We start from the raw sequence: 18033 nt of genomic DNA on the forward strand, positions 1-18033 counted from the left end.
AAGCTGTTGGTGATGGTTCCGGCGCAAGGCAAAGAGGCGCTCCCGCCGGCCGGTCGAAGAAAAGGTCAGATGAAGAAGAGGTCGTCCGCCGTAAGGCCGACGTTGCCCGAGAACGCGATCGTGAGGTCGGCGTCCGCACCGTTGTCGTCGCGGACGTGGAGGAGGGTCACGGCGCCGACGCCGTCCATGGACGTGTGCTCGATGTAGGCCTCGGCGCCCTGACCTTCGGAGAAGCCGGACGCCTCGCCGAGGAAATCGGCCGACAACTCCTCGATGACGAGAAGGTCCTCGCCCGGCGCGAAGTCGTCCACGAGGTCGACGGAGCCGGACGGGCCACCGCTGTCGCCGGGCGCAAAATAGAAGACGTCAGCGCCGTGATCCCCGCGCAGAAGGTCGCCGATCCCGCCCGCCCCGCCCTCGGCGTTGGTCCCGCCGCGGATGTGGTCGTTGCCGCCGGCACCGAAGACCTGGTCGTTCCCGGACCCGCCGAGAACGGTGTCGTGGCCTAGTCCGCCGAACACCTGGTCGTTGCCCGCCCCGCCGTCGACGAGGTCGTTGCCTTCGTCGCCCCAGAGGTGGTCATTGCCCCACCAGCCGTCGATCTTGTCGTTCCCCTCCTCGCCCCGGACATAGTCGGTGCCGTGGCCGGCACTCACCCAGTCGTTGCCCGTGCCGCCCTTGATCTGGTCGGTGCCGTTGCCGCCGTCGAGCACGTCGTTGCCCGCCCCACCCATCAGCGTGTCGTTGCCGAGGTCGCCGTTCAGGGTGTCGTTGCCGCTCTCGCCGTAAAGGGCATCATCGCCCCTTCTGCCGTAGATGTGGTCGTCTCCGGTGCCGCCGTGGGCGGTGTCGTTGCCGTTGCCCAGAAACATCGTGTCGTCGCCCCACAGGCCGTAGGCGAGATCGTTGTAGGGGGTGCCGTCGTACTCGTCCGTTCCGGCCCAGTCGATGAAGGAGATGACCGGGGCAAGGCCGAGGTCGCCGCCCGCGAAAGGCGAGGCGAAAAGTGCGTTGACGCCGGGCGATCCGGAGCCGGCCGCCGTGATAAGGTCCGCAAGGCCGGGGGACCCCGACGGCGCGTCGATCAATAAATTCTCGGTTCGTAAACTCATGAAAATATCTCCCATGTTTTTCTTGACGCCGAGGCGTCTTCCAAACGATCGAGGCTGGCGAATACTGCTGGCCTCGTCGCTGGATGAAAGATGGGAATTACTCTTGTCAGTCCCGTGTCGCCGGATGCTGATACAATGTCTCGATTGTACTGGTCCCGGCTGCCAGGTTCAGTCGAACACGTAGCCGATGCCGCGCACGGTGCGGATGATCACTGGCTTCTCCGGCACCGCCTCGATCTTGCGGCGGATGCGAGAGACCCTGAGGTCGATGGAACGGTCGAACGGGTCCCAGTCGCCGCCGTGCGCCTGGGCAAGGAGCTGGTCACGGTTGAGCACACGGCCCCGGTTCTGCGCGAATGTGCGCAGGAGCGAGAATTCCATCGCGGTGAGGGGGATCTCCTCGCCATCGGCCCGAAACAGGCGCGCCCCGGCAAGGTCGAGGCGGTGCGGCCCGAACGCCACCGCACCGTCCGGGATCGCCGTTTCGGTGACTGGGCTGTCCGCCCCCGGCCCCGGCGCTTTGGGCGACACAGGAACCTCGGCGCGCCGCAGGGCGGCCCTGACGCGCGCCAGAAGCTCGCGCAGGTCCACCGGTTTCACCACGTAGTCGTCGGCGCCGAACTCCAACCCCAGCACCTTGTCGACCACGTCGTCGGCCGCCGTCAGCATGATGACGGGAACGCGCGAGGTCATGCGCAGCTCGCGCAATGCCGCGAGGCCGTCGGTACCCGGCATCCTGACGTCGAGGATCACGAGATCCACGTGTTCCGCCGCAAGCGCAGCCATGAGCGCGGCCGCGTCCGCCGCCTCGCGCACATCGTAGCCGCTGGCGCCGAAATGGTCGCGCAGCATCCGGCGCATCGGCGCCTCGTCATCGCACACGACGATCCTTTGCGGCGCCGTCATCGCACGGTCTCCTGCGTCCTGGCGAGCGTCTCGAGGAGCGCAAGAAGCTCGTCCACCATGATCGGCTTTTCGATATGCGGCCGGCCGCTCGCCGCAAGGCCCTCGGCAACGCTCACCCCCAGCGCGTCGCCCGTGATGAAGCCGAGCCGCCCGGCCGCGGCAGGCGCGATCCGGCGCAATGCCGAGAGGAATTCCAGCCCGTTCATCCCCGGCATCCTGACATCGCACAGCACCGCATCGAAGCGGCGCGTTGCAAGGAGGCGGAGCCCATGGCGCGGGTCGGCAGTCGCGGTGACCCTGTGTCCGTGCGCGCCGAGGACGTCGGTGAGAAGGCGCGTGATCGCGACCTCATCGTCGATGACGAGGACGGTGCGGGAGGCGACCGGGGTGCCGTGGTCCTCAGGCAACGCGGCGGCGGCGGTACTGGGCGCGGCGGGAAGGACGATGCGGAAGGTCGTTCCGTCCGGCCCGGAGCTGAATGTCAGCGTACCGCCATGACTCTCCACAATGCGGTGGCTGAAGGCGAGCCCGACGCCGGTGCCGACGCCCACCTCCTTGGTGGTGAAGAACGGCTCGAAGACGCGCCGCTGGATCTCCTTCGGGATCCCCGGCCCGTTGTCGCAGACCTCGATCGTGACGCGCTCGCCCGACGCGCGGGTCGTGATGTGGAAGCGTCCGCCCCGGCCCATCGGCTCCAGAACATGGGCGGCGTTGACGACGAGGTTTGAAAGAACCTGCGTCAGCTGGTCGGCGTCGGCCGCGACCGGCGGCAGGTCTTCGCCCAGGTCGAACGTGATCGCGGTGCCGCTCGTCCTGAGGCCATAGCCCGACACGTCGAGCGCGGCGGCGACAATGTCGCCGACGGCGCACTTCTCGATCCGCTGCGGCCTCTGCCGGGCCATTGCGAGGAACATGCGCACGATCCGCGCAGCCCGCTCGGCCGCCTGGCTGAGCAGCTCCAGCCATTCCCTGTGCTCGGGGTCGGTGACCCGTGCCTCCAGCATCTGCGCATAGCCAAAGACGATCGAGAGCGGGTTGTTGAGTTCGTGCGCGACACCGGCCAGAAGCTCGCCGAGGGCGGAGAGCTTTTCCGACTGGTGGGCGAGCTCGCGTTGGTTCTCGAGCTCTGCGGCCGTCTTCAGCTGCTGGGTGACGTCAGCAAATTCGAGGAGCACGCCACCGAGCCGGCTCTTCAGCGAGGACGCAGACAGGGTGAACCGCGGGGTCGTGACGAGGTGGTCGGTGCTGTAGGCGCGGCTCTCGAAGATCAACGCGTCGATGTAGGTTTCCGCCGTCAGCCCGTCCGGCACGAGAAACTCACCGGCGGCGATGAGGCGGGTGATGAGCGCCTCGAAGGGCTCTCCGGCGACGGGGCGAGGGATGCCGTCCGGCGGGAACCACATTTCGAAGTAGCGCTCGTTGCCCAGGATGAAGCGGAAGTCGGCGTCGAACAGCGCGATGCCGGTGGAGAGGGTCTGGACCGCGTCGGTGAAGGCTTCGAGGCGCGTCGTCTCGCCCGCCTTGGTCGCGGTGATGTCGGTAATCACGGCGACCTCGCCGCCCTCGCCGATCGCGGCGCGTTCCAGGAGGATGGCGCGCCCGTCGGCAAGGCGCGCCTCGACCGGGACGGCGAGAGCGCGATGGATCGCCGCTTCCGCCTGGTGCTGCGCGCTCGCGGGGGCGCGCGAGAGCGGCACGCCATCGATCTCGATGAGGCGTGGCAGGATCGCGCGGATGCGGGCCTCCAGATCCATGGCCCGGAGGGTGTCCTCGGGAAGGCCGCAGATGTCGGCGAAGGCGGCGTTGAGGTGTGTGAGGCGGCCGGCGGCGTCCTCCACCGCGAGCGCGACCGGAAGGCGGGCGATGGCGTCGGCGAAGAGGCGCTCCCCGCGCACCCTCGCGGTGACGTCGTGGAATGAGATGAGGTAGCCGCCGCCGGCGGTGCGCTTGGCTGCGGCGGTGAGGTGGCGTCCGTCGGCAAGGTCGAGCGAGAACTCGCTGTCGTAGGCGCGCATCGCGGCAAGGGCTGCGGCCTTGCAGTCGTCCGGGTCGACGCCTTCGGCCAGATGGAAGAAGCCGTCGTCGACGAGTTCGGCGTTCATCGCGGCTGCCGAGATGCCGAGCGGGGGGCGCGGGCCGGCCGCGTAGAACATTGCGTACCAGGCCTCGTTTGCGAACACGAAGCGCTCTGCCGCGTCGAACAGGACGACGGCCTGGTCGAGGGCGTGGATTGCCTCGCTCAGCATTTCCACCGTCGGCCGGGCGGCGCCGGGCTGCGGAGCGGGGCGGGACACGGGTCCAGTCGTCACGATACTCTCCCACACGAACGCAATTCGGTAGCATTGCGATGTATCGCAACGGCCTCGCGCATTGTATCGATTGTATCAGAGGGATGGGGCGATCGGTTCCGGTGCGCAAATGAGGCGGATCGATCGTTCAGGGCGGCAATGGCACGACCACCAGCAGACTGCAGGCCCAGCGTTCGTCGCACTTCAAGTGGTCACGCGGCAGAAGCGGCGACGGGGCTATAAGCGCCTGACTGGCTGACTGATAAAGGATATTATCAACTGCTTATACGCGTCGCCCATCCGGCTTCGACGGCCCTAACCTGACTGCGTTGGCATCAAGCCGGATCGAGCCGCCTGTGATGGCGGCGGGGCGCGTGGTGGCCGGAACACGAAGGCTCGCGCTCCGGCCAGCCAGTCACGTGAAGGCGACGAAGTCGTCATCGGTCAGGTTGGCGAGGGCGAAGTCCCTCAAGGTGACAGCGCCGTCGGCGCCGAGGTCGATGACGGTATTGCGGCCGACCTCAGTCACCGTGCCGATCGCCTCCGCGTCGGCGCGCGAGGTGATCCCGTAGTCGGTGAGGTCGAGGCGGTCCTCCTCGTCGGTGAAGTCGCGCACGAAGTCGGTTCCGAATGAGCCGCCCGAGCGGGTGTCGTCAGCGAAGACGAACCGGTCGTTGCCCGCACCACCCTCCATAAGATCGTCGCCCGAACCGCCGGCGATGACCTGGTCGCCGTCGAAGCCGAACACGGTGCGGTTGCCATCCTCGTCCGTGCCCTCCCGGAGCACCAGGACACCGTCCTCGAACGTCTTTTCCGTGGCGCCGCCGCCGGTCAGGTTCAGCGTTTGCGACACGATCGCGCCGCTCGCGTCATAGTCGTACGCGGCGGACGTGTATCGCGGGTCGTCATCGTCGTGGTCGATCACGCGGGAGGCGATGGAGCCGTCGGCATTGTAGGACGTTGTGAGGGTCTCGTAGCGCCGCACGTCGCCGGCGCCGTCCCGAACCGTCGTCTCGGTTGGGGTTTGCCCGTCCGCGGCGTAGGTCTTCGTCAACGTGAGGGTGTTGTCGAGCGCCTTGGTCATCTGGGAGCGCACGCCGTCCACGTAGGTGCTGGTGATCGACGTATAGGCCTTCGTGTTGCCCGGGCCGTCGACGACCACGCGCTGAGTGATGACGCCGTCCTCGTCGTAGTTGGTGGTCGCGGAGTGGCCGTCGTCGAAGACGGTGTGGACCTGGCGCAGGTCCCCGTCGCGGTCCATAAGCTGCGTCTGCGTCTGGTAGCGCGTGCCCGTGCCGTCCTCCGATGCGTCGGTGTAGACGATCTCGATGCGGTCCTCCGCCGGCGAGGTCACCGACGCGGTGGCCACGCCACGCTCGAAGGTGATCGTCTCGGCGCCGGCGTCGATCAGGGCGAAGAGGCTGGCAACGTCGACCGGGGGAAAGAGGACGACGGTGTCGTCGGATCCGCCGAGGCTCGTCACGAACGGCACGTACGAGGCGTCCGGCAGGATGAGCGTGGCGTCGGTGCCGTCGGTGACGATCGCCTCCACGGAGGTCAGCGTCACGCCGGTGAAGTCGAACGTGCCGCCGCCGGCGAGCGCGACGGTGTCGGTGCCGGCGCCGCCGTCGAAGCTGTCGCCGTCGCTGAGCGTGGCGGCGGTGAAGGTGACGGTGTCGTCGCCGCTGGTACCGGTCACCGTATCGGCGCCGACGCTCAGTGTACGGAACCCGTACACCACGTAGGCCTCGCCGGTAGAGCTCCCGCCGTCGTCGCCGTACGGCGCCCCGACGATGACGTCGTCGATGCCGTCGCCGTTCACGTCGCCCGCCGCCGACACGCTGTAGCCCGCGTAGTCGTAGGCGATGTCGCCCTGGATGATGAAGCCCTCGGCGGCGGTCAGCGTGGTAAGGTCGATGTTGCCGATCCCCCCGGACCGGCCGTAGACCACGTAGGCCTCGCCGGCAGAGCTCCCGCCGTCGCTGCCGTACCGCGCCCCGACGATGACGTCGTCGATGCCGTCGCCGTTCACGTCGCCCGCGGCCGACACGCTGTAGCCCGCGTAGTCGCCGGCGGTGTCGCCCTGGACGATGAAGCCCTCGGCGGTGGTCAGCGCGGTGAGGTCGATGTTGCCGCCCTCGCCGGACCGGCCGTACACCACGTAGGCCTCGCCGGCATTGAACCCGCCGTCGTCGCCGTTGTACGCCCCGACGATGACGTCGTCGATGCCGTCGCCGTTCACGTCGCCCGCGGCCGACACGCTCCAGCCGGCGTAGTCGAAGGCGTCGTCACCCTGGATGATGAAGCCCTCGGCGGCGGTCAGCGTGGCGAGGTCGATGTTGCCGACCCCCCCGGACCGCCCGTAGACCACGTAGGCCTCGCCGGCAGAGCCCCCGCCGTCGTCGCCGTACGGCGCCCCGACGATGACGTCGGCGATGCCGTCGCCGTTCACGTCGCCCGCGGCCGACACGCTCCAGCCCGCGTAGTCGGCGACGGTGTCGGTCTGGATGATGAAGCCCTCTGCGGTGGTCAGCGTGGCGACGTCGATGTTGCCGCCCCCGCCGGACCGGCCGTAGACCACGTAGGCCTCGCCGACATAGCCGTCGCCGTACGGCGCCCCGACGATAACGTCGTCGATGCCGTCGCCATTCACGTCGCCCGCGGCCGACACGCTGTAGCCGGCGTTGTCGCTGCCGGCGTCACCCTGGATGATGAAGCCCTCGGCGGCGGTCAGCGTGGCGAGGTCGATGTTGCCGCCCCCCACGGACCGGCCGTAGACCACGTAGGCCTCGCCGGCAGAGCCCCCGCCGTCGTCGCCGTACGGCGCCCCGACGATGACGTCGGCGATGCCGTCGCCGTTCACGTCGCCCGCGGCCGACACGCTGTAGCCGGCGTTGTCGTTGGCGGTGTCACCCTGGATGATGAAGCCCTCGGCGGCGGTCAGCGTGGTGAGGTCGATGTTGCCGAGCCCGCCGGACCGGCCATAGACCACGTAGGCCTCGCCGGCATTCGTCCCGCCGTCGTCGCCGCTGTTCGCCCCGACGATGACGTCGGCAATGCCGTCGCCGTTCACGTCGCCCGCGGCCGACACGCTCCAGCCCGCGTGGTCGCCGTCGGCGTCGCCCTGGATGATGAAGCCCTGCGTCTGGCTCGCGGTGAAATCGGACAGGTCGATGACGGTGGGCATGGTCGGGAGCTCCATTTTTTTTGGTTGCGCGGGCCACGCGATCAACATTCGCAATGGGAGAGCTCGTCGAGGCGACGATACGAATCTCACATACCCACAGGATTTGATTCCATCGGTAAGGGCCAAATCCCCTCACATCAAGAAAAACATAACTATAGTGCAGCCATCAGCCATCAGCGCCATCAGGTCGTCGAGGCGTCGCCAATCGCCTTCATGCACGAGATGGAATTCACAATGGCGAGCGCACGTCAGACAGAAACGTTGCTCGAACTGCGCGATGCGTCGGTGGCTCGTTCATCGAGAGCAGCATGATCAGGCTGATCATCTCTGCGGAGGGCTACACCAAGGATGTAACCGTCCGTTGAGGCCGGTCAGGCGGTTTTCGCGATGTTCCAAGGAAGGAGCTCGGCGACCCGGTTGACCGGGTGGTCGGCGATGCGGGTGACAACATCGCGCAGGTAGCGCTCCGGATCGAGTCCGTTGAGGCGGGCGGTCTCGATCAGCGACAGGATGCCGGCGGCGCGCTCGCCGCCCCTGTCGGAGCCTGCGAACAACCAGTTCTTGCGGCCGAGCGCGATCGGGCGGATGGCCCGTTCGGCGGCGTTGTTATCGATCTCGATGCGGCCGTCGCCGAGGTATCGCTCGAGCGCCTGCCAACGCGCCAAGGCGTAGCGGATCGCCTTCGCCGTCTCGCTCTTCGGCGGGAGGCGGGCGAGCTGGCGCTCCAGCCAGAGTTTGAGCGCAGCGACCTTCGGCGCGGCCTCTGCCCGGCGGATCCGTTCGCGCTCGGCGGCCGGAGAGCCACGGACCCGCCTCTCGATCTCGTGGAGTTCGCCGATCCGCTCCAGCGCCGCCTCGGCCAGTGGCGCCTTGCCGCCGGCCGCGAGGTCGAAGAACTTGCGCCTGACGTGCGCCCAGCAGGCCGCCTCGAGGACGCGGGATCCGTCCGGGGCGGCCTTGTAGATGTCCTTGAAGCCGGCGTAGCCGTCGGCGTGCAGCACGCCGCGGAACGGCTCGAAGTGACGCTGCGGGTGGATGCCCTTGCGGTCCGGCGAGAAGCGGTAACAGGCGGCTGGCGGCGTCTGGGCATCGCCGGCGGGACGGCCGTCGCGCACGTAGTCCCACAGCCGCCCCTGCCGCGTCTTGCCGTTGCCGGGGGCGAGCACCGGCACGTGCGTGTCATCGCCGTGCAGGCGATCGCCGGAGAAGACGTGCGCGGCGAGAGCCTTGGTGAGCGGCTTCATCAGCATGGCCGCTCGGCCGACCCAGTCGGCCATCGTCGAGCGGGAGAGTTCGACGCCCTCACGGGCATAGATCTCGGCCTGGCAGGTGAGTGGGAGGTGGTCGCAATACTTCGCCGCGAGAACGTGGGCGACGAGGCCGGGCCCCGGTTTGCCCCGTTCGATCGGCAGGCGTGGCGGCGGCGCCTGCATCGCCCGGTCGCACGAGCGGCACACCACCCGCGGTCGCACGTGCCGGATCACCCGGAAGGACGCCGGGACGTATTCCAGCACTTCCGTGCCGTCCTCGCCGCGTTTCAACACGTCGCCGGCCCCGCAGTCCGGGCACGTCGCAGGAGGCGCGTGCAGGATCCCCTCGCGCGGCAGGTGGTGCGGCAACGGCTGGCGCGCGGGTCGATCGGCCTTCACGCGCGCAGCGGTCGGCACGGCGCGCTCTTCTTCGGCTGCGGCCTCGTCCGCCTCGCACTCGCCGAGCGCCAGTTCGAGCTGGTCGATGATCCGGGCGAGCTTCTCGGACGACGTCCCGAACCGGGCCCGCTTCAGGACCGCGAGTTCGGTCTTCAGCTGTTCGATCACGCTCCCCTTGGCCGCGAGTTCGCTCGCCTTCAGTGCGTCGGGATCGGAGGGCAGCGAATCAGTCCGCATGCCCTTGAATCTACGGAGAATGCGATGGACCGGAAGCGCTTTCCGCCCTCGCCGTCAGGCGACGCGTTGCGGCGGTGCGCTCCACCTCGGGCGGCGCCAGTCGATCCCTTCCCACAACATCGCCAGCTGCGCCGCGGTCAGCCGCGCCGTCCCGTCGGCACGCGACGGCCAGGGAAAGCGCCGGCGCTCCAGGACCTTATAATAGAGGCAGAACCCCTGGCCGTCCCAGGTGAGGAGCTTCAGCCGATCGCCCTGCCGGCCTCGGAAGGCGAACACCGCGCCGGAGCACGGATCCTCCCGCAGCACCTCCTGCGCCGCGGCGGCAAGCCCGGCGATCCCCTTGTGCAAGTCGGGCGGGCCGCAGGCGAGATAGACGCGCACGCCGGTGCCGGGGCCGATCATGCGCTCTCCAGCGTCTGGATAAGCCGGGCCAGCGTCTCCGGCGCGATCTCCGGATCGACACGCAGACGCCGCCCATTGCGCAGCGTCACCTCGACCGCCTTCGTGCGGCAACGCCGCTCCGGTGCGGGATCCTGCACCGGTTGCTCGGCGATCTCGACCGGCAGGAACGTCTGCACCGGCACGGGCGGCGACGACGCCTTCCGCATCATGCTGCGCCAGGCATACAGCTGTTGGGGGTGGACGTCGTGCCGCCGCGCCACGCTCGGCGAGCGCGATGCCCTCGTCTTCGGCCTCCGCCAGCATCAGGAGCTTCTCGTTCTTGCTCCACCGCCGCCGACGCTCTCGTCCCGTCAGGATCTCGATCCGCCCCATCCGCCCACTCGTTTCGAAACAACTTGCCAAGTTACTTTCGAAATCTGGACCAGATCGGGAACGTCACAAACGCCTGCTCACCGGACGGTTACGATAATTTGTTAAATTCTGCGCCAGATAGCGCGTCGAATGACAGCCCGGCTGTTTCGACGAGACGGTTTGAGAGGATCGTTTACTTTTGAACGCTGCTTCGCAGAGCGTCTTCAATTTCGTATAGGAACGTCGCGACGGAGCCGCTGAAGGCAATTGGGTCGACCTCGGGAGAGAAGCGTTCGATGAAATCATCTTCAATATCGGCGGAATGAGCGCGTCTGTACGCCGCAATTTCGTCAAGTAACGCCAGCCTTTCGGCGGAGCGTGATGATTGTACGTACGCGCCGACGATCTCCTCAACAGTCTGCCCGTTTAAATCAAAATCCTGATGGAACCATCCACGGATAAATTCCGAAAAATCCTTGTAATTATCCATAGTAAAATTCTATATTGGGTACGATGTAAGAAGAAATTACAATCTATTGTTGGATTTTTCCATCTTTAAAACAATTTTTACACTCGATGAATCCTGAGGAGTTTTCGTCAGACGAGTTACTCTTCGACCAATTGTCTTGCCAAGATTGAATTCAAAAGTTTTCGTGCTTCCAGCGTTCGCCGTTCTAGTCCAAGTCTTAATAGAGTCGCGATTGGCCCTGAGGCAAGCCGAAACAGCAGCCGCGGCGTCGTCCAACGAGCGAAATGATGAGACGGCGGAAATGCGGTTGTCCTTGCCTAATCGGGCAAGTAGCGCTTCATCGCTCAGACTGATGTGTCTTGCGATCGTGTGGCCCCCTGCCTTTTCAGCCGCATTAAGGAAGAGACGGCCGTTGCGGATAGCTACAGCCCGTAGGACACCGACGAAACCAGCCGCAAGTGGAACCGTGATATCAACGGCAAAGCCCACATTGCGCGCCGTCTCTGAATCGGCACCTGCGAGCGAGGCCGCGACCTCGGCACCTTTCGCGGTGAGCGTGACGCGCGTCTTTCCCGTAACGATCTGATAGATGCCGGTTTGCGCTGTATCAGCCCCGTGCAGGGCGAGTGCCCCGCCGCCGATTTTTGTGACCGTCGTGGGCTCTGGTATTAGGAACAAGGCGGCGCCGCCGATCATTTCGGCGGCGCCGAACACCGCGTTGAACACACCCCAGAGGCGATTATTTAGACTGCTGTCTTCGTCAATCGTTTCGCCTTCAAGCAATGCTGCGAGCTGCAAGGGCGTAAGTACGATCGATAAATCTGTTTCAGACATAGTGAAAATTTCGATTTATGGGGTGCACATCAGACTGATGAATTCTATTTATTCCGAGAAATGTAAATCGCTTCCGCATCATCGTGGGCGTTATTGCCGATCACCGATGCAAATCGTTTTTCCCATGCCGGTGCAATGCTAAAAACAGCCGATCAAGCGATGTATAGAGGAAGTCCGTAGCGCTGGATCTTGGTTCCTCACTTGAGGCCCCGCTACTTTGCCAGAAATTTCGTGAATCACCAACGAATCGTCTAAAGTGCATCGCGCGTCCACTGACGCAACGATGCTGGCGACGAAGCTCGCCAGACCTTGAGTAAGCCCCTTCGGGTTCCATAACCGCCCGTTACGCGTCGGGCGCGTGTAACGGCCATTTAGTAATGTCCCGTTCCAGCCTCGCTGGATCCGAGAGCCTGCGAGGTGCGTGTCGCATCGCAGTCGCACTCGGGGACAAACGGCCCAGCCGGGCGGCTTCACAGCCGTGGTAGCTCTTCTGCGAAGATGGCGCTCGCCCAGTCCAGGAAGGCGCGCAGGCGCGGGGTCGGCTGGCGCGTGCGGGCGTACAGCGCCGAGACTGATGTGGGAGGCGGCGCGTATGAGCCCATCATCTCCACGAGCGTGCCGGCCCGCAGCGCCTCGGCGAAGCGATAAAAGGGCGCCTGGTACAGCCCGTAGCCGAGGGTGACGAGATCGGCCGCCGTTTCGGCGTCATTGGCGCTCACCCGGTACGGCAGGCGCTGCTGGTGCACGTCCTCACCGACAGTGAACTCCAGCGGCATCACGTCCCCCGTTCGCGACGAGATGAAGCCGATCATCGCGTGACCGCCGAGGTCGTCCACCGTCTGGGGCGTGCCGTGGCGACGCAGGTAGTCAGGGCTTGCCACCGTTACCTCCTGCAAGGCGCCGAGGCGGCGCATCATCAGACTGTCGTCGACCGGGTCGCCGACGCGGATGGCGCAGTCCACCCCTTCACGCACCAGATCGACGATGCGCTCGCTCTGGCCGAACGCCACGTCGATCCGCGGATGGCGCTCCAGGAAGGCGGGAAGCGCGGGGATGACCTTGATGGCTTCCACGATCTCGAGAAGGTCATGGAGCGAGCGCGCCAGGCGGTCGTACTTGGTGACCACGATCACGTCGCCCTCGCGTGCGTGGTCGATGATGGCAGCCAGGTTCGGTCGTGATCGGGTCGTGCCGCTGATCTTGTCGGCGAAGATGCGTCCGGCCCCGGCCGCCGTGAGGGCGTCGGTCTGAGCATCGAGGTTCTGTTCGTCCGTCGAGACGCGCGCGTATCCGAGAATCATGCAGCATGATGAGAAAAACGCCCCAAAAACCGCAAAGGTTTTGGGACGGGGTTTTGGGGCGCAAATACGCCAGCGACGCCGCCAAGTGTCGGATTGGGACAGAAACGACCGTTTGTGGCCCCGTCGTCGAAACCCGAATGACGGCCTGCAAGCCGTCGGGAGTGTGCCAATTCCGGTCGTAGCGACGATGGGGAACACTCCTCAGAAGCGGACGCTCGTGGCTCGCAAGTGGGACCGAGGCCGTTGAAACACACCGTCGGTCGGATGGCTATCCGCGGTTCCGTCTGCCAGCGCCGGGCCTCAGGGGCCCGAGTGTTGGCAGCCCGTTGCGGTAGGCCCTTAAGTAGGTTCACGCTGCCAGCAATCCCATCCTCGGTTTTTCTACGGAGAGCCATTAGTGGCAATGGGAAACTGCAAAGCGCTACCACTAGGTGTGGGCAGTTTAACAGTGCGCTGGTCGCCCTCCAGAAGGCGGTCCTTCCGGAGGGCGACCCTCCCGGGACGTAGGCGCTCACCAGAGGCCGTGCAGGAAGGGAGCGGGCGCCAGGGCATGAGGTCGTCGAGCTGACGTCGGGCCAGGCGCCGGCGATGCGCTCCAGGGATAGGATCAGCCAGGTGCCCCGGCCCACGTCAGGACCGACAGATTCCGATAGCCCTGGATCGGCTTTGAACTTCCTTAACCCGAGCCCGGACGACAGGAATGCAGGATGGTCAGCAGCTCCGCATTCGTCGGGCGCTCTACGGACGTCCGCTTCGGAACTCGCTTGACGTCGCGCTGAACGACCGGAATGGGTGCAGAAGCACACAGTCCCCCACAGTCAGTTGCCATAGACCCGAAACCGATGGGCAAAAAACCTTCGTTTACGGGCCATTTAACGAACGCGAATGGTGTTTTCTCATGGTGTTTCTGTCATCCGCGGAATCGACGCTCTTTGAGCGATCCTACGTGATGGAGACTTGTTCGCTTCGTCTGACAGCACCGCCACTGACCCTGCCTAAATCATTGATTTTAAGGCTGAACTCGCCATCACGTCACTCACGGTCCCATTGTGGGTCCCACTGACGTGCATCTTTCCCGCGACACAGACCAATTTCTCATTTTCCGTCCTCACGAATCCGTGCAGAGGACGGGAGATGCTGTCGGAATGCCGGATCTCCAGATCCAGGCAGCGTTCAAGAGCCGGCTGAAATTCTGGCCCGTTTGATTTTGGACCGTACCGCAGAGCCGGTCTCTAGCCGTGTGGGAAAAACGCGTTCAAACCCGAACGCGGAGATTCGCATGTCACCACTCGCATACTCCATCGCAGACACTGTCTGGATGTCTGGTCTCGGTCGAACCAAGCTGTTCACGGAGATCACGACCGGACGCCTGCCAGCCAAGAAGTTCGGATCTCGAACAGTCGTCTTGGCGGATGACCTGAAAGCCTATCTCGATGCGCTGCCCCGAGCCGTCCGAAGAGTAGATGCCGATCGCAAGCGCGGGGGCTGCGTGATGTCGATGCAGACCCGGATCGATCGCAAGGCATTTAACGCTTGGGCCAGTGCAATTGGCGAGGGCGTCGTGGAAGTCACGGCGCAAGAAGGCCGAAACGGCGGGGGCGCCCAATGAGCCGAGCACGCTTCCTCCCCAGTGGGCTCAATGGCAAGGCCGAGAATGACGCGCTCGCATTCCTGAAGTCGCTGGCGGAGTTGCACAGCCACGGGTCGCTGATGGTGACGACGAAGCCGTCATCGGCAAAGAAATCAGGCGCTCAGCCAGAAGCCTCGGCACGACGGTTCGACGGGGCTTTGCCTATGGAGTTAGACCATATCGCGGTCGGATTGTTCACCGCCGATCACGGGCTCCCTTCGAACTGCCTCTGGTGTGGAACAGCGTGGAATAAGGACCCCGCTTCGGGGGTGATCGGCGTCCAAACGGGACCCCACTGAGACGAGGGGTCACGGTGCTTCCAGGGATAATCCGGGAGCCGGACTGGGATGCTGGTGGTGGAGACGGTTGCGAAGATCCGGAGCGCGTATTTCGTAGAGGGCAAGGCGATCAAGGAGATCTGCCGCGAGCTTCGCCTGTCACGAAAGACGGTGCGCAAAATCCTTCGGTCTGAGGAGACGGCGTTCACGTACGAACCGAGCGTCCAGCCGCAACCCAGGCTTGGCCCGTTTACCGATGAGCTCGATCGGCTGCTCGGTGCCAATGCGGCACGCAGCAGCGCCAAGCGTGTGACGCTGATGCGGATCTTCGAGGAGCTGCGCGGGCTCGGCTACGAGGGTGGTTACGATGCGGTCCGGCGCTATGCGTCGTCTTGGCGACGGCGCGAGGGCACCGGAACAGCGGCGGCATTCGTCCCGCTGAGCTTCGACCCCGGCGAGGCGTACCAGTTCGACTGGAGCCACGGACAAGTGCTGATCGGCGGAACGACCGTCACCATCAGGCGAGCGCACATGCGGTTGTGCCATAGCCGCATGCCGTTCGTTCGGGCCTGTCCGCGCGAGACGCAGGAGATGGTGTAGGGCGCCCACGACAAGGGGTTCGCGTTCTTCAAAGGGCGCCTGCACGAGAGGCATCTACGACAACATGAAGACCGCGGTGGACGCGATCTTCGTCGGCAAGGCCGCAACTTTGCGGCGGTGGCAAGGAGCGCGCCTGCAACCGCCGCTTTGCGCAGATGTGCGGCCACGATCTGGTGGAGCCCGTGGCTTGCACGCCGGCCTCGGGCTGGGAGAAGGGCCAGGTCGAGATACCCAGGTCGGCACCGTGCGTCAGAACTTCTTCGCGCCGCGGCTCCGTGTGAAGAGCCTGGAAGAGCTGAACGACTGGCTGGTGGACCGATGCGTTGCCTGAGCCAGGACGCAACCGCATCCGGAGATCCAGGGCAAGTCCATCTGGCAGGTCTTTGAAGAAGGGCGCGCCAGTCTCGTCCCGTATCGCGGCCCGCAGGGCGGCTTCCACGCGATCCCCGCATCGGTCTCGAAGACCTGCCTGGTTCGCTTCGACAACAACAAGGTCGCCGGTCGAGGCGAGTGCGGCCCGCCGGCCGGTGGAGATCCTCAGTACGGCGCTGACCGACGGGCTCCCGGCGGTGGAAGCGGCGTGCGCGAGAGGCGCTGAACGAGGGCGTCCATTCAGCGGACGCAAGTCATCAACATCCTCGCACGTCGGCGCGACCCCGGTGTGTCGGTCACGATCATGACGCCCGAGGCGCTGCGGCTCTCTTGCCCGCCGACGGCTGACTGGGCCCGGCTCACGACAGCCTCAGGAGAACTCCGTGATGGAACGGTCCTACATCCTTGCCGCCATGGGCGGTCTCAAGCTCTACGGCATGCGCGGTGCCGAGGGCAGCATCATCGCCACTGCGGTGAAGCGCCAGCATGAACCTCACCAGGTCGTCGGCGATCTCCTCAAGGCGGAGATCAACGAGAGCCGAGCCCGCTTGACGTTGCCCCTTGGAATGTCCTCGGTCTGAACTGGACTCCGTCAGAAGGAGACGGAGATGAAGAAGAGCCGCTTCAGCGAAGAGCAGATCATCGCGGTCCTGAAGGAGCATGCCGCGGGGATCGGTGTGTCGGAGCTGTGCCGCAAGCACGGGATCAGCGACGCGACGTTCTACACGTGGCGCAAGCGCTACGGCGGAATGGAAGTGTCTGAAGCCAGGCGGCTGAAGGCGCTGGAAGATGAGAACGGCCGCCTGAAGAAGCTTCTCGCCGAACAGATGCTCGATGTGGCGACGCTGCGGGACGCTCTGGGAAAAAACTTCTGACGCCCAGCGCACGGAGAGGCTTCGTGAGTTGGGCGATTGAAAAGAAGGGGTATTCCCAGCGGCGCGCCTGTGCCCTGATCGGGATGCATCCAAGGACTTACCGCTACCGGTCGCAGCGGCCGGACGATGCGACGGTGCGCCAACGCCTGAAAACGCTGGCGAACGAACGGCGCCGGTTCGGCTATCGGCGGCTGCATATCCTTTTGCGGCGCGAGGGTATCGAGGTGAACCACAAGAAGCTGTTCCGCCTATACCGCGAGGAGAGGCTGAGTGTACGACGGCGCGGCGGCCGAAAACGTGCCATCGGAACGCGGGCGCCAATGACCTTGCCGCGAGGACCAAACCAGCGCTGGAGCCTCGACTTTGTCTCCGACCAGCTCAGCGACGGGCGCCGCTTCCGTGTGCTGGTGGTGCTCGACGACTTCACCCGCCAGTGCCTGACGCTCGTTGTCGACACATCACTGTCGGGGGCTCGCGTGGCACGGGAACTCGACCGCCTGATCGTCAGTCGCGGCAAGCCGCTCACGATCGTCAGCGACAACGGCACCGAGCTGACCTCCCATGCCATCCTCGAATGGCAGGAGGACCGCCGCGTCAATTGGCACTACATCGCGCCCGGCAAGCCGATGCAGAACGGCTTCGTAGAGAGCCTGAACGGTCGCTTCCGCGATGAGTGCCTCAACGAGCATCTCTTCCGCAGCCTTCCGGGCGCTCGCCGCATCATTGAGGAATGGCGCACCGACTACAACCACGACAGGCCGCACACCAGCCTGGGCGGCCTCACCCCGAACGAGTTTGCAACCCGGTCCCGATGGGACCACAACACGAACAGAGTCCAGCTATGAGCGGGGACACTTCTGGGGCAACGTCACGCTCCATCAAGTACCAGCTCACCGTTGCCAAACTCCCGCTCGCCAAGGACATTGAGGACTTTGACTTCGACACCGCCGACATCAATGAGACGCTGGTGCGCGACCTCGCCGCCGGCGGCTTCATCGAGCAGCAGCGCGGGCGTGGTGCTCATCGGCGGAACCGGCACCGGCAAGACCCACACCGCGATCGCTTGTCGCCCGCGCCTGCATCCGCCGCGGCTCGCGAGGTCGCTTCTTCAACGTCGTCGATCTCGTGAACAAGCTCGAGGCGGAGATGCGGGCTGGTCGTCAGGGCCGTATCGCCGATCATCTGTCCCGGCAGGGCTTCGTCGTCTTCGACGAGCTGGGCTACCTGCCCTTCGCGAGAGGCCGGTGGCCAGCTGCTCTTCCACCTCGTCGCCGAGCTCTACGAGCAGACCTCGGTGATCGTCACCACGAACCTTGCCTTCGGCGAATGGCCCAGCGTCTTCGGCGACGCCAAGATGACCACCGCACTCCTCGACCGCCTGACCCATCACTGCGACATCGTCGAGACCGGCAATGAAAGCTGGTGGTTCAAAAACCGCGCCTGATGCCTCCGCCGTGCCTCGACAGGCCTGACCCGCCTTCGCCATGGGAGAGCTACGCCGTGTCAGGCCCGTCTCTCGCCACTGCTACAAGCGGGCTCCCT

General features: G+C 65.3%; 13 protein-coding genes and 2 pseudogenes. 5 read left to right on the top strand and 10 right to left on the bottom strand.

Annotated features, from left to right (window positions below; translation table 11 throughout):
- Positions 1–65: 65 nt before the first annotated feature.
- The 10 genes from RDV64_RS03410 to RDV64_RS03455 form a co-directional block, all read right to left on the bottom strand.
- On the bottom strand, positions 66–1112 hold the full coding sequence (locus RDV64_RS03410; protein ID WP_309197881.1) for a calcium-binding protein: 1047 nt from the start codon (positions 1110–1112) through the stop codon (positions 66–68).
- Between the two features lie 168 nt (positions 1113–1280).
- Entirely contained in the window at positions 1281–2018 is a 738-nt protein-coding gene (locus tag RDV64_RS03415; RefSeq protein ID WP_309197882.1) for a response regulator, read from the bottom strand.
- The gene (locus tag RDV64_RS03420) at positions 2015–4327 is read right to left on the bottom strand and encodes a PAS-domain containing protein (RefSeq protein ID WP_309197883.1); all 2313 of its coding nucleotides are present in this window, start codon (positions 4325–4327) and stop codon (positions 2015–2017) included. The genes RDV64_RS03415 and RDV64_RS03420 overlap by 4 nt, the downstream gene beginning before the upstream one ends.
- Positions 4328–4721: 394 nt before the next feature.
- Entirely contained in the window at positions 4722–7493 is a 2772-nt protein-coding gene (locus tag RDV64_RS03425) for a hypothetical protein (protein ID WP_309197884.1), read from the bottom strand.
- A 371-nt stretch (positions 7494–7864) separates the two neighbouring features.
- Positions 7865–9379, bottom strand: a complete 1515-nt coding sequence (locus RDV64_RS03430; RefSeq protein ID WP_309197885.1) for an IS66 family transposase — start codon at positions 9377–9379, stop codon at positions 7865–7867.
- Between the two features lie 54 nt (positions 9380–9433).
- Complete coding sequence (tnpB, locus tag RDV64_RS03435; protein ID WP_309197886.1) at positions 9434–9781, bottom strand: IS66 family insertion sequence element accessory protein TnpB; 348 nt, start codon at positions 9779–9781, stop codon at positions 9434–9436.
- Entirely contained in the window at positions 9778–10041 is a 264-nt protein-coding gene (locus RDV64_RS03440; protein ID WP_309197887.1) for a transposase, read from the bottom strand. Before RDV64_RS03440 ends, tnpB begins: the two co-directional genes overlap by 4 nt.
- A gap of 284 nt (positions 10042–10325) precedes the next feature.
- Complete coding sequence (locus RDV64_RS03445) at positions 10326–10622, bottom strand: contact-dependent growth inhibition system immunity protein (RefSeq protein ID WP_309197888.1); 297 nt, start codon at positions 10620–10622, stop codon at positions 10326–10328.
- Between the two features lie 36 nt (positions 10623–10658).
- Complete coding sequence (locus tag RDV64_RS03450; RefSeq protein WP_309197889.1) at positions 10659–11435, bottom strand: RNase A-like domain-containing protein; 777 nt, start codon at positions 11433–11435, stop codon at positions 10659–10661.
- A gap of 470 nt (positions 11436–11905) precedes the next feature.
- Positions 11906–12736, bottom strand: coding sequence for a LysR substrate-binding domain-containing protein (locus tag RDV64_RS03455; protein ID WP_309197890.1), 831 nt, complete (start codon positions 12734–12736; stop codon positions 11906–11908).
- 1279 nt (positions 12737–14015) lie between these two features.
- Here RDV64_RS03455 and RDV64_RS03460 point away from each other — a divergent pair.
- The 5 genes and pseudogenes from RDV64_RS03460 to istB all read left to right on the top strand — a co-directional run.
- Positions 14016–14345 carry a hypothetical protein gene (locus RDV64_RS03460; protein ID WP_309197891.1) on the top strand — a complete coding sequence of 110 codons (330 nt, stop codon included), beginning with the start codon at positions 14016–14018 and terminating at the stop codon, positions 14343–14345.
- A gap of 368 nt (positions 14346–14713) precedes the next feature.
- Positions 14714–16003, top strand: a pseudogene (gene istA / locus RDV64_RS03465) (IS21 family transposase).
- Entirely contained in the window at positions 16003–16197 is a 195-nt protein-coding gene (locus tag RDV64_RS03470) for a hypothetical protein (protein ID WP_309199601.1), read from the top strand. The pseudogene istA and the gene RDV64_RS03470 overlap by 1 nt, the downstream one beginning before the upstream one ends.
- Before the next feature lie 27 nt (positions 16198–16224).
- Positions 16225–17336, top strand: a protein-coding gene (locus RDV64_RS03475) for an IS3 family transposase (RefSeq protein ID WP_309195819.1) whose coding sequence is annotated in 2 segments (ribosomal slippage) — positions 16225–16474 and positions 16474–17336 — 1113 coding nt in all. Because the reading frame shifts where the segments join, the coding sequence is not laid out codon by codon here.
- 20 nt (positions 17337–17356) lie between these two features.
- Positions 17357–17935: pseudogene (istB, locus tag RDV64_RS03480) on the top strand (IS21-like element helper ATPase IstB); the annotation flags it as partial.
- Positions 17936–18033: the final 98 nt, after the last annotated feature.

The sequence above is a fragment of the Acuticoccus sp. MNP-M23 genome, from assembly GCF_031195445.1.
Lineage (GTDB): Bacteria > Pseudomonadota > Alphaproteobacteria > Rhizobiales > Amorphaceae > Acuticoccus.

Coding starts and splice junctions, on each gene's coding strand:
- RDV64_RS03410 (WP_309197881.1), bottom strand. CDS start 1,112: ATGAGTTTACGAACCGAGAATTTATTGATCGACGCGCCGTCGGGGTCC.
- RDV64_RS03415 (WP_309197882.1), bottom strand. CDS start 2,018: ATGACGGCGCCGCAAAGGATCGTCGTGTGCGATGACGAGGCGCCGATG.
- RDV64_RS03425 (WP_309197884.1), bottom strand. CDS start 7,493: ATGCCCACCGTCATCGACCTGTCCGATTTCACCGCGAGCCAGACGCAG.
- RDV64_RS03430 (WP_309197885.1), bottom strand. CDS start 9,379: ATGCGGACTGATTCGCTGCCCTCCGATCCCGACGCACTGAAGGCGAGC.
- tnpB (WP_309197886.1), bottom strand. CDS start 9,781: ATGATCGGCCCCGGCACCGGCGTGCGCGTCTATCTCGCCTGCGGCCCG.
- RDV64_RS03445 (WP_309197888.1), bottom strand. CDS start 10,622: ATGGATAATTACAAGGATTTTTCGGAATTTATCCGTGGATGGTTCCAT.
- RDV64_RS03450 (WP_309197889.1), bottom strand. CDS start 11,435: ATGTCTGAAACAGATTTATCGATCGTACTTACGCCCTTGCAGCTCGCA.
- RDV64_RS03455 (WP_309197890.1), bottom strand. CDS start 12,736: ATGATTCTCGGATACGCGCGCGTCTCGACGGACGAACAGAACCTCGAT.
- RDV64_RS03460 (WP_309197891.1), top strand. CDS start 14,016: ATGTCACCACTCGCATACTCCATCGCAGACACTGTCTGGATGTCTGGT.
- RDV64_RS03470 (WP_309199601.1), top strand. CDS start 16,003: ATGGAACGGTCCTACATCCTTGCCGCCATGGGCGGTCTCAAGCTCTAC.